The 17,968-nt window shown below is 69.7% G+C and carries 14 protein-coding genes and 1 pseudogene; 6 read left to right on the top strand and 9 right to left on the bottom strand.

Annotated features, from left to right (window positions below):
* Window positions 1-220: 220 nt before the first annotated feature.
* The 3 genes from ACLVWQ_RS25985 to thyX form a co-directional block, all read right to left on the bottom strand.
* Window positions 221-1,906: a ribonuclease J gene (locus ACLVWQ_RS25985; RefSeq protein ID WP_414111569.1), complete on the bottom strand. Its 1,686-nt coding sequence runs from the start codon at window positions 1,904-1,906 to the stop codon at window positions 221-223.
* A gap of 134 nt (window positions 1,907-2,040) precedes the next feature.
* Window positions 2,041-2,940, bottom strand: coding sequence for a 4-hydroxy-tetrahydrodipicolinate synthase (gene dapA / locus ACLVWQ_RS25980; RefSeq protein ID WP_414111568.1), 900 nt, complete (start codon window positions 2,938-2,940; stop codon window positions 2,041-2,043).
* 232 nt (window positions 2,941-3,172) lie between these two features.
* Window positions 3,173-3,913, bottom strand: a complete 741-nt coding sequence (gene thyX / locus ACLVWQ_RS25975; protein ID WP_414111567.1) for an FAD-dependent thymidylate synthase — start codon at window positions 3,911-3,913, stop codon at window positions 3,173-3,175.
* Window positions 3,914-4,112: 199 nt separating this feature from the next.
* On the opposite strand from thyX, the gene ACLVWQ_RS25970 reads away from it, so the two are divergent.
* Complete coding sequence (locus ACLVWQ_RS25970) at window positions 4,113-4,352, top strand: hypothetical protein (RefSeq protein ID WP_414111566.1); 240 nt, start codon at window positions 4,113-4,115, stop codon at window positions 4,350-4,352.
* A gap of 150 nt (window positions 4,353-4,502) precedes the next feature.
* Window positions 4,503-5,063 carry a hypothetical protein gene (locus tag ACLVWQ_RS25965; RefSeq protein ID WP_414111565.1) on the top strand — a complete coding sequence of 187 codons (561 nt, stop codon included), beginning with the start codon at window positions 4,503-4,505 and terminating at the stop codon, window positions 5,061-5,063.
* A 66-nt stretch (window positions 5,064-5,129) separates the two neighbouring features.
* Here the strand turns inward: ACLVWQ_RS25965 and ACLVWQ_RS25960 are convergent, their stop codons facing one another.
* The 5 genes from ACLVWQ_RS25960 to rpsO form a co-directional block, all read right to left on the bottom strand.
* A complete protein-coding gene (locus ACLVWQ_RS25960; RefSeq protein WP_414111564.1) occupies window positions 5,130-5,582 on the bottom strand; it encodes a hypothetical protein in 453 nt (150 codons plus the stop codon).
* Between the two features lie 5 nt (window positions 5,583-5,587).
* Window positions 5,588-6,340 carry a 4-hydroxy-tetrahydrodipicolinate reductase gene (gene dapB, locus ACLVWQ_RS25955; protein ID WP_414111563.1) on the bottom strand — a complete coding sequence of 251 codons (753 nt, stop codon included), beginning with the start codon at window positions 6,338-6,340 and terminating at the stop codon, window positions 5,588-5,590.
* Between the two features lie 75 nt (window positions 6,341-6,415).
* Complete coding sequence (locus ACLVWQ_RS25950; RefSeq protein ID WP_414111562.1) at window positions 6,416-7,795, bottom strand: M16 family metallopeptidase; 1,380 nt, start codon at window positions 7,793-7,795, stop codon at window positions 6,416-6,418.
* Window positions 7,792-10,026, bottom strand: coding sequence for a polyribonucleotide nucleotidyltransferase (locus ACLVWQ_RS25945; protein WP_414111561.1), 2,235 nt, complete (start codon window positions 10,024-10,026; stop codon window positions 7,792-7,794). Before ACLVWQ_RS25945 ends, ACLVWQ_RS25950 begins: the two co-directional genes overlap by 4 nt.
* A 339-nt stretch (window positions 10,027-10,365) precedes the next feature.
* Complete coding sequence (rpsO, locus tag ACLVWQ_RS25940; protein ID WP_020128575.1) at window positions 10,366-10,653, bottom strand: 30S ribosomal protein S15; 288 nt, start codon at window positions 10,651-10,653, stop codon at window positions 10,366-10,368.
* 369 nt (window positions 10,654-11,022) lie between these two features.
* Here rpsO and ACLVWQ_RS25935 point away from each other — a divergent pair, with 369 nt between their 5' ends.
* Both ACLVWQ_RS25935 and ACLVWQ_RS25930 read left to right on the top strand, forming a co-directional pair.
* Window positions 11,023-11,319, top strand: coding sequence for a DUF397 domain-containing protein (locus tag ACLVWQ_RS25935; protein WP_414111560.1), 297 nt, complete (start codon window positions 11,023-11,025; stop codon window positions 11,317-11,319).
* Window positions 11,320-11,739: 420 nt separating this feature from the next.
* Window positions 11,740-11,820 (top strand): annotated as a pseudogene (locus tag ACLVWQ_RS25930) (SCO5717 family growth-regulating ATPase); the annotation flags it as partial.
* Between the two features lie 23 nt (window positions 11,821-11,843).
* On the opposite strand, the gene ACLVWQ_RS25925 reads toward ACLVWQ_RS25930, so the two are convergent.
* Window positions 11,844-12,089, bottom strand: coding sequence for a hypothetical protein (locus tag ACLVWQ_RS25925; RefSeq protein ID WP_414111590.1), 246 nt, complete (start codon window positions 12,087-12,089; stop codon window positions 11,844-11,846).
* A 346-nt stretch (window positions 12,090-12,435) separates the two neighbouring features.
* On the opposite strand from ACLVWQ_RS25925, the gene ACLVWQ_RS25920 reads away from it, so the two are divergent.
* A complete protein-coding gene (locus ACLVWQ_RS25920) occupies window positions 12,436-15,621 on the top strand; it encodes an AAA family ATPase (protein WP_414111589.1) in 3,186 nt (1,061 codons plus the stop codon).
* A 429-nt stretch (window positions 15,622-16,050) separates the two neighbouring features.
* On the top strand, window positions 16,051-17,913 hold the full coding sequence (locus ACLVWQ_RS25915; protein WP_414111559.1) for an ABC transporter substrate-binding protein: 1,863 nt from the start codon (window positions 16,051-16,053) through the stop codon (window positions 17,911-17,913).
* Window positions 17,914-17,968: the final 55 nt, after the last annotated feature.

Genomic DNA, 17,968 nt, shown 5'->3' with positions numbered 1-17,968 from the left:
GATTTCCTCGGTGCTTTCCAGGTTTTCGCTTTCGCGTTTCCCTTTCCGGCGGTTCCGACTTTACCAGAAAGTCTGAGTCGGAATTTCCCACCCCCTGTCAGGTGGTCCGGACGCGCGTTTGCGCCGGGTTCCCGTTCAGGCGGAGCCGTAAACGTACTGGAGCGGAGCGCCTCGACGCAAATCGAGGTGCCCCGCTCCGGATGTACGTGTATGAGGTCGCTCAGACCTCGACCACGACCGGCAGGATCATCGGCCTGCGGCGGTAGGTGTCCGAGACCCACTTGCCCAGCGTGCGGCGGATGAGCTGCTGCATCTGGTGGGGTTCGACCACGCCGTCCTGGGCGGACCTCTCCAGGACCTCGACGACCTTCGGGAGGACGTCGCTGAAGGCCGAGTCGTCGATGCCCGAGCCGCGGGCCTGGATGTGCGGCCCTCCGGTGATCTTGCCCGTGCTGGTGTCCAGCACCACGAAGACCGAGATGATGCCCTCGTCTCCGAGGATCTTGCGGTCCTTGAGCGTGGGCTCGCCGACGTCGCCGACCGAGAGGCCGTCGACGTACACGTATCCCGCCTGGACCTTGCCCGAGATTCTCGCCTTGCCGCCGATGAGGTCGACGACGACGCCGTCCTCCGCGATGACGATGCGGTCGTGCGGGACGCCGGTGAGGGCGCCCAGCTCGGCGTTGGCGCGCAGGTGACGCCATTCGCCGTGGACCGGCATCAGGTTGCGTGGCTTGCAGATGTTGTAGAAGTACAGGAGCTCGCCGGCCGAGGCGTGGCCCGACACGTGCACCTTGGCGTTGCCCTTGTGGATGACGTTGGCACCCCAGCGGGTCAGGCCGTTGATGACGCGGTAGACCGCGTTCTCGTTGCCCGGGATGAGCGACGACGCCAGGATCACGGTGTCGCCCTGGACGATACGGATCTGGTGGTCCCTGTTGGCCATCCGGGACAGGGCCGCCATCGGCTCGCCCTGGGAACCGGTGCAGACCAGGACGATCTCGTGTTCCGGGAGGTCGTCCAGCGTCTTGACGTCCACCACCAGGCCCGGCGGGACCTTCAGGTAGCCGAGGTCACGCGCGATGCCCATGTTGCGGACCATCGAGCGGCCGACGAAGGCGACCCGGCGGCCGTACTCGTGGGCTGCGTCGAGGATCTGCTGGATGCGGTGCACATGGCTGGCGAAGCTGGCCACGATGATGCGCTTGCTCGCACTCGCGAAGACCTGGCGCAGCACGTTCGAGATGTCGCGCTCGGGCGGAACGAAGCCCGGAACCTCGGCGTTCGTGGAGTCCGAGAGGAGGAGGTCGATGCCTTCCTCGCTCAGCCGCGCGAAGGCGTGCAGGTCCGTGAGCCGGCCGTCCAGCGGGAGCTGGTCCATCTTGAAGTCGCCGGTGTGGACGACCATGCCCGCCGGGGTGCGGATGGCGACCGCGAGGGCGTCCGGGATCGAGTGGTTGACCGCCACGAACTCGCAGTCGAAGGGGCCGATGCGCTCTCGGTGCCCCTCCTTGACCTCGAGCGTGTACGGGCGGATGCGGTGCTCCTGGAGCTTCGCCTCGATGAGAGCGAGGGTCAGCTTGGAACCGATGAGCGGGATGTCCGGCTTCTCGCGCAGGAGAAAGGGCACACCGCCGATGTGGTCCTCGTGGCCGTGCGTGAGGACGATGCCCTCGATGTCGTCGAGGCGGTCCCTGATCGAACTGAAATCCGGCAGGATCAGGTCGATCCCGGGCTGCTCCTCCTCCGGGAAGAGCACGCCGCAGTCGACGATCAGAAGGCGGCCGTCGTATTCGAAGACCGTCATGTTTCGGCCGATTTCCCCGAGGCCGCCGAGCGGAGTGACCCTCAGGCCCCCTTGGGGCAGCTTCGGCGGCAGACGGAGTTCGGGATGCGGATGACTCAAAAGACTCTCCTCACCACACGCGCCACGTACCTGGCAAGGCACGTGGCGCGCATGACGTTCGTGCAGTAGCAGTTGTCTGGTGGAGCAGGCGCTCGGCCTGCGTGGTCGTACGTATTCAGTTGTGAAGTCCGTTGTTAGAGCTGTACCCCGCCGGCAGCAAGATCGATCTTGAGCTGCGCGATCTCCTCGGGCGACAGGCCGACCATCGGCAGGCGCAGCGGCCCGGCGGGCAGACCCTGGAGGGCGAGCGCGGCCTTGGTCGTCATGACGCCCTGGGTCCGGAACATGCCGGTGAAGACGGGGAGCAGCTTCTGGTGGATCTCGGTGGCCTTCTGCACGTCGCCGCTCGTGAACGCGTCGATCATGGCTCTGAGCTCGGGTGTGACCACGTGGCCGACCACGGAGACGAAGCCGACCGCACCCACGGACAGCAGCGGGAGGTTCAGCATGTCGTCGCCCGAGTACCAGGCTAGGTCGGAGCTCGCGATGGCCCAGCTGGCGCGGCCGAGGTCACCCTTGGCGTCCTTGTTGGCGACGATACGCGGGTGCTCGGCGAGACGCACCAGCGTCTCCGTGTTGATCGGGACACCACTGCGGCCGGGGATGTCGTAGAGCATCACCGGCAGGCCCGTGGCGTCGGCGATCGTGGTGAAGTGCTGGTACAGGCCCTCTTGCGGGGGCTTGTTGTAGTACGGCGTCACGGTCAGCAGGCCGTGTGCGCCGACCTTCTCCGCGGCGCGGGCCAGCTCGATGCTGTGGCCCGTGTCGTTCGTGCCGACTCCGGCGACGATGTGGGCCCGGTCGCCCACGGCCTCCAGTACGGCGCGTACGAGATCCGCTTTCTCCGCGTTGCTGGTGGTCGGGGACTCGCCCGTCGTGCCGTTGATGATCAGGCCGTCGTTGCCTGCGTCCACCAGATGGGTGGCGAGCCGCTGCGCGCCGTCGAGGTCGAGTGCGCCGTCCGCCGCGAAGGGCGTGACCATGGCAGTGAGGACCCGCCCGAAGGGGGTCTGCGGAGTGGAGGTCGGAGCCATGGGTAACACGCTACTCGCTGCTCAACGTACGGTCTGCCCTCGGGGCGGGCGACAAGTCGGGATAAGAATGGAACCCGGCACTGCCTGCTCGGGGGTTCAAGCAGTGCCGGGTCCGTTTGATCAGGCTAGATGAACTTATCCAAATGCCGCAATCTGGACACTTCGACTGACTGACCCGTACAGATGTGCCCGCCGGTCGGATCGACACCGGAATCGGCGGCGTCGGGGTCCCCTACGGCGCGACGCGTCCGTTCTTGTTGAAGGCCGCGTGCGTGAGGGGCATGAGGTGGGACCACTCCGCCTCCATCTTCTCGCCGACCATCTCGATCTCCCGCTGCGGGAAGGACGGGACCTTGGCGAGCTCGTGCTGGGTGCGCAGGCCGAGGAAGTGCATCAGCGAGCGGGCGTTGCACGTCGCGTACATCGACGAGAACAGGCCGACCGGGAGGGTGGCACGGGCGACCTCACGGGCGACACCGGCTTCCAGCATCTCCTGGTACGCGGCATAGCTCTGCCGGTAGGACTCCTCCATGGCGGCGGTGACGGTCTTCTGCTGTTCGGGGGTGCCCTGGACGAACTCGTACTTGCCGGGGCGGCCCTGCTGGACCAGCTTGCGGTCCTCACCGGGGACGTAGAAGACCGGCTCCAGCTCCCTGTACCGACCCGATTCCTCGTTGTACGACCAGCCCACGCGGTGCCGCATGAACTCGCGGAAGACGAAGATCGGGGCGCTGACGAAGAAGGTCATCGAGTTGTGCTCGAAGGGGCTGCCGTGCCGATCCCGCATCAGGTAGTTGAGCAGGCCCTTCGAGCGCTCCGGGTCCTTCTTCAGCTCGTCCAGGGACTGCTCGCCGAGCGTGGAGACACGGGCGGCGAACAGTACGTCGGAGTCGGAAGCGGTGTGCTTGACCAGCTCGACGGTGACATCGCTGCGGAAGCTGGGCTTGAGGTCGTCGACGGGGGTGTCGGTCACGGCGTGGAGGGTCCTTCCATCACTGGCTCGGGCGGCGACCACTCTACGGCTCGGCACTGACAACGGAGCGTTCGGTGCCATGCCGCGCATTCCGCTGCGAACTTCTGCGAAGTCGGTGAAACAGGGCACCGATCGAGGCGTTCGTTCGTCTGTACTAGTGACAGCAGCCACTCATGTCTCCAGAGGAGAAGCGCACCCCATGTTCCGTCGGCGCGAGCCCGTACCGTTCGCCTTCATCGCCGAGGCCGACCAGTTCCGCAGCAATGTCGCTCCCCCGCCGCGCCGGCGTGCCTCCGCCGGAGAGCTGGTCGGGCGGTGGCTCATAGGCCTCACCGTGGTCGCCGGCCTCGCGGGCTCCCTGCTGGTCGGACTGCCCGCCCTCTCGACCGACACGTCACCCGGGCACACGCAGCAGTCCGACGTGTCCCAGGGACGCTGACGCTCTCCCGTTCTTCTCGCTCATTTCCTCCCACCACGGGCCGAATGACCTGCGGCGCACCCCCCTTGGACCCCCGCGGGTGGTGAGCGGAGATCGGGCTAGGTAGCCTCACCGGGCATAGTCCATGCGTGGATTGAGTGAGGATCAGTCGTGCCCCTGCCCTTTCTGACCGCCGATCGCGCGTTCGACGACGCGGCCGAGGATCTCGCGCTGCCGTTCGACGACCGCGACCAGTGGCGGCGCCCCTACCGACCCGGCCCCTGGCGCGTCGGCGCGGCCGCCCTTCTGCTGCTGCTCGCGTCGTACGTGCTGTTCGCGGCGGTCATCATCGTGGCGGCCGGCACCGCGTCGGGGGGCGTGGTCTGCCTGGTGCTCGCCGCCGCCGTCATCGCGTCCGCGCTGCGCCTGCTGCGTATGGGCGCGTGGGTGAGCGCGGCGGGGCTGCGCCGGGTGCGCTTCTTCACCACGACCACGACGCCGTGGGCGCAGATCGCTGTCGTACGCACCGTGCAGCAGCCTGTGCGCTGGCTCGGGCTGCCGCGGACCGTGCAGGGGCAGGCACTCGTCCTCGTCCGGGGCGGTCACTCCGGTGAGGAACCGGCTCCCCTGCTGACCACGCACAACGCGGACTTCCTGGGACGCGGCGAGGCCTTCGACCGGGCCGCGGACGGCGTCGAGGTGTGGGCGGACGAGTACCGGCAGCCCGCCTGAGTGAGCGGCGGTACGACGAAGGGGCCCCTCCGCACCGGTGGAGGGGCCCCTTCGTCGTACCGCCGCTCAGGCCCGTACGGGCTTTCCGTCGTGCAGGGCGATCGCGTGCTGCATCGCCTTGCGGGCCCTCGGGGTGTCCCGGGCGTCGTGGTAGGCGACCGCCAGACGGAACCAGCTGCGCCAGTCGCCGGGAGCGTCCTCCGTCTCGGCCTTGCGCCGGGCGAAGACCTCGTCGGCCGAGTCGCGGTCGATACGGCCGCCCGGGGTGCGTTTCAGCTCGTCGACGGGCAGCCCGCCCTCGGCGTCCAGCTCGGCGGCGAGCCGGTTGGCCCGCTGGACGAACTGCGTGTTCTTCCAGAGGAACCAGACACCGATCACCGGCAGGACGAGGACGGCGACGCCGAAGGTGACGGTGAGCAGCGTGCCGTGCCGGAGCAGCATCACTCCGCGGGTGCCGACCAGACCGAAGTAGACGACCAGGACGGCGGCGGTGACGGCGTATGTGATCTTCGCGGTCATGGCGGTTACTTCAGATCCAGGAAGTGTTCCAGGCCGAAGGTGAGGCCCGGGGTGTCCACCACGCGGCGTACGCCGAGCAGGATGCCCGGCATGAAGCTGCTGTGGTGCAGGGAGTCGTGGCGGATCGTGAGGGTCTCGCCCTCGGCGCCGAGCAGCACTTCCTGGTGGGCCAGCAGGCCGCGCAGCCGGACCGCGTGCACCGGGACGCCGTCGACGTCCGCGCCGCGAGCGCCGTCCAGGGCCGTCGTCGTGGCGTCGGGCTGCGGGGCGCTGCCCGCCTGCCGCCGGGCCGCGGCGATGAGCTGGGCGGTGCGGGTGGCGGTGCCGCTGGGGGCGTCCACCTTCTTCGGGTGGTGCAGCTCGATGACCTCGACGGACTCGAAGTACGGGGCGGCCGCCTGCGCGAACTTCATGGTGAGGACCGCGCCGATGGAGAAGTTCGGGGCGATGAGTACGCCCGTCCGGGGTGACGCGGCCAGCGCGGTGTCGAGCTGTGCGAGGCGGTCGTCGGTCCAGCCCGTCGTACCGACCACGGCGTGGATGCCGTGGGTGACGCAGAAGTCGAGGTTGGCCATGACCGAGGCCGGTGTGGTGAGTTCGACGACGACCTGGGCGCCGGCACCGGTCAGGGTCTCCAGTTCGTCGCCGCGGCCGAGTGCGGCCACCAGCTCCAGGTCCTCGGCGGCCTCGACGGCCCGTACCGCCTCCGACCCGATACGCCCCTTGGCGCCGAGGACCGCCACACGCAGCTTGCTCATGCTTTTGATCTTCCTTAGTCGAGGACTGGTGCCGGTGCGGTCCTGCCTGCGCCGGGCCGCACCGGCCACATCGGTCTACGCGACCGCTTCGTGCAGACGGGACGCCTGCTTGTCCTTCAGCGGGCCGATGACCGACAGCGAGGGCCGCTGTCCCAGGATGTCGCGGGCCACGGCCCGGACGTCGTCCGGGGTGACCGACTCGATGCGGGTCAGCATGTCGTCGACGGACATCTGCTCGCCCCAGCACAGTTCGCTCTTGCCGATACGGTTCATCAGCGCGCCCGTGTCCTCCAGGCCGAGGACCGTGGAACCGCGGAGCTGGCCGATGGCACGGTCGATCTCCTCGTCGGGCAGGCCGTGTTCGGCGACCTGGTCGAGTTCGTCGCGGCAGATCTTCAGCACGTCGTGGACCTGGCTCGGACGGCAGCCCGCGTACACGCCGAAGAGACCGCAGTCGGCGAAGCCCGAGGTGTACGAGTACACGCTGTAGGCCAGACCGCGCTTCTCCCGGACCTCCTGGAAGAGACGGGAGGACATCCCGCCGCCCAGTGCGGTGTTCAGGACGCCGAGCGACCAGCGGCGCTCGTCGGTGCGGGCCAGGCCCGGCATGCCGAGGACGACGTGGGCCTGCTCGGTCTTGCGGTCGAGGAGTTCCACGCGTCCGGCGGTGCGCAGGGTGCGGGAGCCGTCGCGCGGGGCGATCGGGGTGGCCGCGATCTCTGCCAGCGCGTCCGCCTTCTCGAAGGCGGCGCGGACCTGGCGTACGACCGTGTTGTGGTCGACGTTGCCGGCGGCCGCGACCACGAGGTGGGTCGGGTCGTAGTGCTTCTTGTAGAAGCGCCGGATCCGGTCCGCGGTGAGGGCGTTGACCGTGTCGACCGTGCCGAGGACCGGACGGCCCAGAGGTGTGTCGCCGAGCATCGTGTGCGCGAACAGGTCGTGCACGCAGTCGCCCGGGTCGTCCTCGGTCATCGCGATCTCTTCGAGGATCGCGCCGCGCTCGACGTTCACGTCCTCTTCGCGGATCAGCGAGCCGGTGAGCATGTCGCAGACCACGTCGATGGCGAGCGGCAGGTCGGTGTCGAGCACGCGTGCGTAGTAGCACGTGTACTCCTTCGCCGTGAAGGCGTTCATCTCGCCGCCGACCGCGTCGATCGCGGAGGAGATGTCCAGGGCGCTGCGCTTGTCGGTGCCCTTGAAGAGGAGGTGTTCGAGGTAGTGCGTGGCGCCGTTCAGAGTCGGCGTCTCGTCGCGCGAGCCGACGTGCGCCCAGATGCCGAAGGTGGCGGAGCGCACGGAGGGAAGGGTCTCGGTGACGATGCGCAGGCCCCCGGGGAGGGTGGTCTTACGGACCGTACCGATGCCGTTCTCGCCCTTGATCAGGGTTTGGGTACGGGCGACGGCCCGCGCCTCCGAGGAGGTGCGGGCCGTCGCCTTGGGGCTGTTCGATGTCACTTGTCGCCCGCAGCGCTGCTGTCCGCGGCAGCGTCCTTCTTCTCGTCGTCCTCGCCCTCGATCACGGGGATGAGGGAGAGCTTGCCGCGGGAGTCGATCTCGGCGATCTCGACCTGGACCTTGGAGCCCACGCCGACCACGTCCTCGACGTTCTCCACGCGCTTGCCGCCGGCGAGCTTGCGGATCTGCGAGATGTGCAGCAGTCCGTCCTTGCCCGGGAGCAGCGACACGAACGCACCGAAGGTCGTCGTCTTCACGACGGTGCCCAGGTAGCGCTCGCCGACCTCCGGCATGGTCGGGTTGGCGATCGAGTTGATCGTGGCGCGCGCGGCCTCGGCCTGCGAACCCTGCTGGGCACCGATGTAGATGGTGCCGTCGTCCTCGATCGTGATGTCGGCGCCGGTGTCCTCCTGGATCTGGTTGATCATCTTGCCCTTCGGGCCGATGACCTCACCGATCTTGTCCACGGGGATCTTGACCGTGATGATCCGGGGGGCGTTCGGGGACATCTCGTCCGGCGTGTCGATCGCTTCCATCATCACGTCGAGGATGTGGAGGCGGGCGTCGCGGGCCTGCTTGAGGGCCGCGGCCAGGACGGAGGCCGGGATGCCGTCCAGCTTGGTGTCGAGCTGGAGGGCGGTGACGAACTCCTTGGTGCCGGCGACCTTGAAGTCCATGTCGCCGAAGGCGTCCTCCGCACCGAGGATGTCGGTGAGGGCGACGTAGTGCGTCTCGCCGTTGATCTCCTGGGAGATCAGGCCCATGGCGATACCGGCGACGGGGGCCTTGAGCGGCACACCGGCGTTCAGGAGCGACATGGTGGAGGCGCAGACCGAGCCCATGGACGTCGAGCCGTTGGAGCCGAGGGCCTCGGACACCTGACGGATCGCGTAGGGGAACTCCTCGCGCGTCGGCAGAACCGGCACGATGGCGCGCTCGGCGAGGGCGCCGTGGCCGATCTCGCGGCGCTTCGGGGAGCCGACGCGGCCGGTCTCGCCCACCGAGTAGGGCGGGAAGTTGTAGTTGTGCATGTAGCGCTTGCGGGTCACCGGCGAAAGAGTGTCCAGCTGCTGCTCCATCCGGAGCATGTTCAGCGTGGTGACGCCCAGGATCTGGGTCTCGCCACGCTCGAACAGGGCGGAGCCGTGCACGCGCGGGATGGCCTCGACCTCGGCGGCGAGCGTACGGATGTCCGTGACGCCGCGGCCGTCGATGCGGACCTTGTCCTTGATGACGCGCTCACGGACCAGGGCCTTGGTCAGCGAGCGGTACGCGGCGGAGATCTCCTTCTCGCGGCCTTCGAACTGCGGGAGCAGCTTGTCGGCGGCGAGCGCCTTGACGCGGTCCAGCTCGGCCTCGCGGTCCAGCTTGCCCGGGATGGTGAGGGCCTGGGAGAGCTCGCCCTTGACGGCGGCGGTGAGCGCCTCCAGGACGTCGTCCTCGTGGTCCAGGAAGACCGGGAACTCACCGGTCGGCTTCGCGGCCTTGGCGGCGAGGTCGGCCTGGGCCTTGCAGAGCACCTTGATGAAGGGCTTCGCGGCGTCCAGACCGGCGGCGACGATCTCCTCGGTGGGCGCCTCGGCGCCGCCCGCGATCAGCGTGATCGTCTTCTCGGTGGCCTCGGCCTCGACCATCATGATCGCGACGTCGCCGTCCTCCAGGGCGCGACCGGCGACGACCATGTCGAAGACGGCGTCCTCGAGCTCGGTGTGCGTCGGGAACGCGACCCACTGGCCGTTGATCAGCGCGACGCGGACGCCGCCGATCGGGCCGGAGAAGGGCAGGCCGGCCAGCTGCGTGGACGCGGAGGCGGCGTTGATCGCCACGACGTCGTACAGGTGGTCGGGGTTGAGCGCCATGATCGTGGCGACGACCTGGATCTCGTTGCGCAGGCCCTTCTTGAAGGACGGGCGCAGCGGGCGGTCGATGAGGCGGCAGGTGAGGATCGCGTCCTCGGAGGGCCGGCCCTCACGACGGAAGAAGCTGCCGGGGATCTTGCCGGCGGCGTACATCCGCTCCTCGACGTCCACCGTGAGGGGGAAGAAGTCGAGATTGTCCTTGGGCTTCTTGGAGGCTGTGGTGGCCGACAGCACCATGGTGTCGTCGTCCAGGTACGCCACGGCGGAGCCGGCGGCCTGCTTGGCCAGGCGGCCCGTCTCGAAGCGGATGGTGCGGGTGCCGAAGGATCCGTTGTCGATAACGGCCTCGGCGTAGTGGGTCTCGTTCTCCACTAGCGTTTTCTCCGATACTTTTCGTCTTTTCGTCCCCCTGCCCGTGTGGCAGGGGGACGCTTCTGCGGAGAAGCGCGCCTTCAGGTGCGGGCCGGTCTTCGATCGAAGCTCCCGGGGCTCGTATTTTCCCCGGGGGCCACTACCGAGGACCGGCGGCGGCGAGGTGCGCTCTCCCTCACGTCATGCGTGCCGTGCGTGTCGCTGTGTACTGCCACGGTGCCACGCTGTGTCCTGCGTATTGCGTTGTGCCACCACATTACAAAGGGGTGGTGACACTCCGCACGTACAGCAAAGGGAGCGGCCCCCTTTGTGCGTGGGAACCGCTCCCTTCACGATGTCTTACTTGGCGCCCGCCGCACCGCGGCGGATGCCCAGGCGGTCGACCAGCGCACGGAAGCGCTGGATGTCCTTCTTCGCCAGGTACTGCAGCAGGCGACGGCGCTGACCGACCAGGATCAGCAGACCACGACGGGAGTGGTGATCGTGCTTGTGGGTCTTGAGGTGCTCGGTCAGGTCCGAGATACGGCGCGAGAGCATGGCGACCTGGACCTCGGGGGAGCCGGTGTCGCCCTCCTTCTGGCCGAACTCCGTGATGAGCTGCTTCTTCGTAGCGGCGTCGAGCGGCACGCGTACTCCTCGTAGTCTTCGTCGATGGCCGACCGAGTGCCCCTGGTCCACTTCTCAGGGGAGCTTCCATGACTCGGAAGGCGGGGATCCGCTGCGCGCGACCTCCAGGGCCCCGAGGGGCGGTCCGGGGGTGCGTACACATACGGCCGTAACACAGCGTACCAGGGGGTGCGGGTCCCTCCGACCGGGGCTCCGGGAGTCAGGGGAGGCCAGGGCCGTTCCCAGTAGGGTGACGCGACAGTCATCGGTTCGTATCTCGGGTTCGTATGCCCGGGTGGTACGACCGGGCTGGGTACGACCGGGTGGGTTCGCTCGGGTTCGCCCGGGGTTCGTTTGTCGTGTTCGTTCGTCGGAAGGGGTCGCTTCGCCATGGCCGAGGCAGAGGACAAGGATGTCAAGGCGCGCAAGGAGCGGGAGAAGGACGAGCTCTACGCCCTCGACATCTCAGGGGTCGAGTGGCAGAGCGCGCCGGGTACCGAGGAGCACGAGGAGCGGGTCGAGATCGCATATCTCCCCGGGGGCGCGGTGGCCATGCGGTCGTCCCTCGATCCGGACACGGTCCTGCGGTACACGGAGGCGGAGTGGCGGGCCTTCGTGCTCGGCGCGCGTGACGGGGAGTTCGACCTGGAGCCGGCGCCGGGGGACGGCGGCGCTTCGGCGGAGTAGCGGAGCAGCCGCGAGGCCGGCGGAGCGGTCGAGTCGCGAGGACAAGAGACGGCTGGAGACCGCCGAGCCGGCGAAGACGGCAGCGGAGTTGACGACGGGGAAGCGGGCAGAGAAGAAGGACCGGCGGCGCGGATGTCGCCGGTCCTTCTTGCTTTAGCGCTCTTTGTCCATTTTGCCTTCCACGCAAGGCCGTTCATACGCCACTTCTGGGCAGGATGTGACGTAGCGGACCGGACCGGAGGGGTGGACGGGCCTGCCGTGGGGGCCGTTGTCGTGATTAGGCTGGGGTGGGCGCGGCAGTAGAACCCGTGGACGGGACCGCCACGTCACAGGGGGAGCCGGGGCGGCATGGAAGGCCCGGACGACGAGAACGGTCGCCCCAGCTCGGTATGAGGGTGCTCGACCACATCAGGAGGAATTGTGAACAGCGATCGGAACGGGATCCGCGGGGGCTGGGCCACACCCGGCGATGACCAGTCCGACGCGGAGTCCGCCGTCGAGACGACGGGCGAGTTCACCATCGACTACGCCCCTCCGGCCTGGTACACGCAGAACGCGTCGGGCAGTCCGGACAGCTCTCCCCCGGCCACGGTCGAGGAGGAGCCGGACGCGGAGGACGACGCGGACACGAAGGACAAGGCACGCCAGACGGAGAAGGAGACGGCGAAGGACGAGGCAGCGGAAGCGGAGGCGCCCGCGACCCCGGCTGCTCCCGCGGCTCCCGCGGCTCCGGCGTTTCCTGCCGCTCCGACGCCTTCGGCGGTTCCCACTCCGTCCTTCGCTCCTGGGGCTCCTTTCGCTCCGCCGGTTCCGGAGCCGCCCGGCCCGCCGTTGCCGACCGGTCCGCCTCTTCCGCCCGGCACTCTCCTCCCGCCCCTTCCGCCTGGCTCCGCTCCCGCGGCTCCTGCGGCCTCCTCGGCTCCTGCGGCTCCTGCGGCTCCTGCGGCTCCTGCGGGCAGCCCGGTCGCCGTTCCGAAGCTGCCTGTGGGCAGCGGGTTCGAGCCCCATGGACCTGGTTCCGAGACACCGGCCGGCGGTGCGGCGGGGCCCGCCGCTCTGCCGAGCCTGCCGGACCTCCAGGGGCCGTGGACTCCACCGGTCGCGCCCCCGGCTCCCGTGGCCGACGCCCCTCGGCCCGCTGACGCCTCCGGTCAGGACGAGGCCGGTGGCGGGGACGGGGACATCGAGAGTGGCTCCACGATGCGGATCTCCGCTTCCTCCGTGAAGCGGGAGGTCTCGGAGCGGGCCGGAACCGAGTCACGGCCCGAGCCCGGGACCGAGGCCGAGGCCGAGCCCGCTTCCTCCGACGCCGTCCCGGTCTCCGACAACAGCGCGGAAGAGACCGACGCGGAGGTCGTCCAGGTCGCGTTCGGCCGCCCGTCCGGAGACGACGACGCGGTGGACGAAGGCGCCGAGGAAGCGGGAGACGCCGGGCAGGCATCCGCGCGGAAGACGCCCGCGTCCGCTCCGTCCGTCACCACCGACCCGGACCAGGGCAAGGACCGGGACCGGGACGAGGACGAGGACGGGGCCGGGAGCGAGTCCCGCGTCGCAGATACGTTCGAGGATTCCGTGACACCGCACCCGGTTGACGCCGTCGAACAGAAGTCCGGCGACCTCAACGACTCCGTGCCCGTGACGGCGGACTCCGAGCCTCGTGACGCGCCCCGGGACGCGCCCCGTGACGCGGAGCCTCAGGACGCCGTGCCGGGGCCCGCCGCCGATGTGGCCGACGCCGTGCGGGACACCCCTCCCGCGTGGACCCCGCCGCCACTGCCGCAGAGCGGACCGCCGCCGCTGCCGCAGGGGGGACTGCCTCCGCTGCCGCCCGCGTTCCAGCCCGCCGCGCCCGCTTCGGCCGGGCAGTGGCCCGCGTCGACCGAGGACGAGGAGTCGCGGGGGAAGGCTCCGGCGCAGCCGTCGGTGCCGCCGCAGGGACAGCCCTTCCAGCCGCAGGCACCGCAGCCCTCCCCTTCGGCCTGGCCCGCCGGTCCCCCGGCGGCTGCCACCGGGAGTTCGTCGGCCACCCCGGCGTCCTCCCCGACCACCGACACGTCCGCTCCGAAACCGGCTGCCGGTGGTGGCCAGGCGTCGCCCGGACAGCCGGGCGGTCACGGACAGCCGGGTGGTCACGGACAGCCGGGTGGTTACGGCTTCCCGCAGTTCAGCGCTCCGGGTACGGCTCCGGGGCCGCAGGACGGCGTTCCCGGTACGGGGCCCGCGGCGTCGGCCGTTCCCGGCTTCCCGCAGCAACAGCCGCCGCAGTCATCGCAGCCCCAGCAGCCCCAGCAGCCCCAGCAGCAGCCGACCGGGCCGTCGGCTCAGGGTCCCGTTCCGGGCCCCGCGTCGGTTCCCGGCGGCCAGGCTCCGCAGAGCGGATACGGGTTCCCGCAGTCCGGGCCCGGCGCCGCGCAGCAGCCCCCTGCCGTCCCGGCACCCTGGGACGCCTACGGCCGCCAGCAGCCGGCGCAGCCCGCCCCTGCGACCCCGAACGCGGCTCCGAACCCGGCCGCGCAGACTCCCGGTTACGGGTTCCCGCAGCCGGGCACCCCTGCCGCGAACGCGCCCGACGCCCCCGGCCCGCAGCCCGGTTACGGCTTCCCCCAGCCCGGTACGCCCGACCCGCACACACCCGACACCCCCCGCCCGCAGCCCGGTTACGGCTTCCCGCAGCCCGGTACGCCCGACCCCTCGGCGCAGCCCGGTGGTCCTGGTGGTTACGGGTTCCCGCAGCCGCCGGCCGCTCAGGCTCCCCAGGCACCGGCCCCGCAGGCCCCGGCTCCCCAGCAGCCCGCCGCGCAGCCGTTCCCCCAGCAGGGGCAGCCCTACCAGCCCCAGGCGCACCAGCCGCCCCAGGCCCAGCCCCACCCGGAGCAGGCCCCGGTCGACCCCCGTACCGGCACCGCCTGGCCGCAGCCCGTGCAGCACGATCAGCGGCAGCCCACCAATCCGGGGGCACCGCTCGGCTACACGGCTGCCGTTGAGCTGTCGTCCGACCGGCTGCTCAACAACAAGAAGCAGAAGGCCAAGAGCGGCCGGCCCGCGGCGGCCGCCTCCCGGTTCAAGATCGGTGGGAAGAAGGAGGAGGTCGAGCGGCAGCGCAAGCTCGATCTGATCCGCACTCCGGTGCTGTCGTGCTACCGGATCGCCGTCATCAGTCTCAAGGGCGGTGTGGGCAAGACGACCACGACCACCGCTCTCGGCGCCACGCTGGCCACCGAGCGGCAGGACAAGATCCTCGCCATCGACGCCAACCCGGACGCCGGTACGCTCGGGCGCCGCGTGCGCCGCGAGACCGGGGCCACCATCCGTGACCTCGTACAGGCGATCCCGTACCTCAACTCGTACATGGACATCCGCCGGTTCACCTCACAGGCGCCCTCCGGGCTGGAGATCATCGCCAACGACGTGGACCCGGCCGTGTCGACGACGTTCAACGACGAGGACTACCGGCGCGCCATAGGCGTACTCGGCAAGCAGTACCCGATCATCCTCACGGACTCCGGTACGGGTCTGCTGTACAGCGCCATGCGCGGCGTGCTCGACCTCGCCGACCAGCTCATCATCATCTCCACGCCGTCCGTCGACGGTGCCAGCAGCGCGAGTACGACGCTGGACTGGCTCTCGGCGCACGGGTACGCGGATCTGGTGTCGCGGTCCCTCACCGTCATCTCCGGGGTGCGCGAGACCGGCAAGATGATCAAGGTGGACGACATCGTCAGCCACTTCGAGACGCGCTGCCGCGGCGTGGTCGTCGTGCCGTTCGACGAGCATCTGGCGGCGGGTGCCGAGGTCAACCTCGACATGATGCGGCCGAAGGTGCGCGAGGCGTACTTCAACCTCTCGGCACTGGTCGCGGAGGACATCGCGCGGCACCAGCAGTCGCAGGGGCTGTGGACGTCGGACGGCAATCCGCCGCCGGTCGCCGCTCCGCCGCTGCCCGGCCAGCACGTGCCGGGGCAACCCGCGCAGGGTCAGCCCGCGCAGGGTCAGCCCGCGCAGGGTCAGCAGTACCCGGGCCGGCCGGTGCCCGGTCAGCAGCAGCCCGGACAGGTCCCCCAGCAGGGCCAGCCGCCGCAGCCGTACCAGCAGCCGCAGCCGGGGCAGCCGCCGTACCCGCAGCACGGGGCCCCGCCCCAGCAGCCCGGTGGCTACCCTCAGCAGCCGCCTCAGCAACACCAGCAGGGCTGGCAGCAGCAGCCCCCGGCGGCGCCCGCGCCGGGCCGGCCGTTCAACCCCAACGAACCCAACAACCCCGGCCAGAACCCTCCGCCCCACCAGCCTCCGCCGACCCACCAGTAGCCGATGGCCGGTGGCCGGTAGCCCAGGCAGTCGGCGGCCGGGGTAACCCGTCCGGGCTAATCCGCTGCCTGTCCTCTGCCTGTCCTCTGCCCGTGTTCCACCCCGAGGGCCCGCCCCGTACCCACGGCGCGGGCCCTCGGCGTGCGCCGGAGCGGGCTTCGCGCGCCCGGCGCCAAAACACCGCCGTACCAGCGATGTTCTGCGCCGTTCTGCGCCGTCGGCCTCCGACCAGGCCCTCTTCACCGGTCTGGACCAATGACCGTGAATTCCGAGTCACCTCGTTATTTCCGCAGGCCACACGGGGTTCACGCGCCGTTGACGCATGCCGACCAGCGCTGATAGACACTCACATCAATCCGGCCGCGGGCACCGGATCAAGCAGTGCGACAGCCCGTCTCCGTGCGAGCGACGACGTGAGGTCAGCGAGCCATGGACACACACGACCGGTACGGAACAACAGGCACCGTCCACGGACCGACAGGCACCGCCCTCCGGCTCCTCGCCGCGGCCGGCGCCGCCGCCCTCACCCTCACGGCCGGTCTGGTGACCCCGCTCAACCCGGCGCCCCAGCAGGCCGAGGCGAAGGACGGCAAGCGGGTCCTCACGGTCGCGGTGGCGCAGAGCGTCGACTCACTGAGCCCGTTCCTGGCGGCGCGGCTGGTCAGTACGAGCATCCACCGGCTGACGTACGAGTACCTGACCAACTACGACCCGAAGGACAACCACGCGGTCCCGGGTCTTGCCACCCGGTGGAAGCCCTCCGCCGACAAGCTCACCTGGACCTACACGATCCGCTCCGACTCCACATGGTCGGACGGCGAGAAGGCCACCGCCGAGGACGCGGCGTGGACGTTCAACACGATGATGACCGACGAGGGCGCGGCCACCGCGAACGGCAGCTTCGTCGCGAACTTCGAGAAGGTCACCGCCCCCAGCCCCACCGAACTGGTCATCCGGCTGAAGAAGCCGCAGGCCACGATGGCCGCCCTTGACGTGCCGATCGTGCCGAAGCACATCTGGGAGAAGGTCGACGACTTCTCCGAGTTCAACAACGACAAGAGCTTCCCGGTCGTCGGCAACGGCCCGTTCGTCCTCGCGGCGTACAAGGCCGACAGCTACGTACGGCTGAAGCCCAACAAGTCGTTCTGGCGCGGGGCTCCGAAGTTCGACGAGCTGGTCTTCAAGTACTACAAGGACGGTGACGCGGCGGTCGCGGCCCTGCAGAAGGGCGAGGTGTCGTTCGTCTCGGGGCTGACGCCCGCGCAGGCCGCCGCGCTGAAGAGCCAGGACGACGTCACCGTCAACGACGCTCCCGGCCGCCGCTTCTACGCGCTCGCCACCAACCCGGGGGCCCGGACCAAGGACGGCAAGAAGTTCGGCGACGGTCACGAGTCGCTGCGCGACCGCAAGGTCCGCCGGGCGCTGTTCATGGCCGTGGACCGGCGGACCGTCGTCGACAAGGTCTTCCAGGGTCACGCGGCACCGGGCGAGGGCTACATCCCGCCGCGCTTCTCCCCGTACTTCTGGAAGCCGGCGGACGGCCAGAGGATCTCGTACGACCCCGCCGGGGCGGCCCGGCTCCTCGACGAGGCGGGCTACAGGAAGAACAGCGAGGGAGAGCGGGTCGGCAGGAACGGCGAGCCGATCACCTACCGCGTCCTGTGCCACGCCACGGACCCGCAGGACAAGGCCGTCGGGAAGTACCTCCAGGAGTGGTGGGGCGAACTCGGCATCGGTGTCTCGCTCGACTGCCGGGACAACGTGAGCGATCCCTGGCTCGCGGGCGAGTACGACCTCGCCTTCGACGGCTGGTCCGTCAACCCCGACCCCGACTTCGTCCTGTCGATCCACACCTGCGGGGCGCTCCCCGCGACGCCCGAGGACGTCGGCGCGACCGACAACTTCATCTGCGACAAGACGTACGACGAGCTGTACGACCAGCAGCTCGCGGAGTACGACGCCACCAAACGGGCGGACATCGTCAAGCGGATGGAGTCGCGGCTGTACGACACCGGGTACATGAACGTCATGGCGTACCCGAACGCCGTGGAGGCCTACCGCACGGACCAGATCGCGTCGATCACGAAGATGCCCGAGGCCGCGGGGAACATCTACGGCCAGGACGGCTACTGGAGCTGGTGGTCGGCGACTCCGGCCGCCGCCAGCGAGTCCTCCGACGGGTCGGGCGGGACAGGCGTCATCATCGGCATCGTCGCGGGCGTCGTGCTCCTCACCGGCCTCGGGGTGTTCTTCGCGATGCGCCGCCGCGCCACCGCCGAGGACCGCGAATAGCCCCTGGCGGCAGGGTCGGACAACCGAGAGTGGCCTGGTAGTGAGAGCTGGTGAG

Origin of the sequence: Streptomyces sp. CWNU-52B (assembly GCF_047444975.1) — a bacterium.
Classification (GTDB): domain Bacteria; phylum Actinomycetota; class Actinomycetes; order Streptomycetales; family Streptomycetaceae; genus Streptomyces.
The sequence above is the reverse complement of the archived record's forward strand: the minus strand, read 5'-3'. Positions and strand labels throughout refer to the sequence as shown.

Coding starts and splice junctions, on each gene's coding strand:
- dapB (WP_414111563.1), bottom strand. CDS start 6,340: ATGAGCAAGCTGCGTGTGGCGGTCCTCGGCGCCAAGGGGCGTATCGGG.
- dapA (WP_414111568.1), bottom strand. CDS start 2,940: ATGGCTCCGACCTCCACTCCGCAGACCCCCTTCGGGCGGGTCCTCACT.
- ACLVWQ_RS25935 (WP_414111560.1), top strand. CDS start 11,023: ATGGCCGAGGCAGAGGACAAGGATGTCAAGGCGCGCAAGGAGCGGGAG.
- ACLVWQ_RS25970 (WP_414111566.1), top strand. CDS start 4,113: ATGTTCCGTCGGCGCGAGCCCGTACCGTTCGCCTTCATCGCCGAGGCC.
- ACLVWQ_RS25960 (WP_414111564.1), bottom strand. CDS start 5,582: ATGACCGCGAAGATCACATACGCCGTCACCGCCGCCGTCCTGGTCGTC.
- ACLVWQ_RS25915 (WP_414111559.1), top strand. CDS start 16,051: ATGGACACACACGACCGGTACGGAACAACAGGCACCGTCCACGGACCG.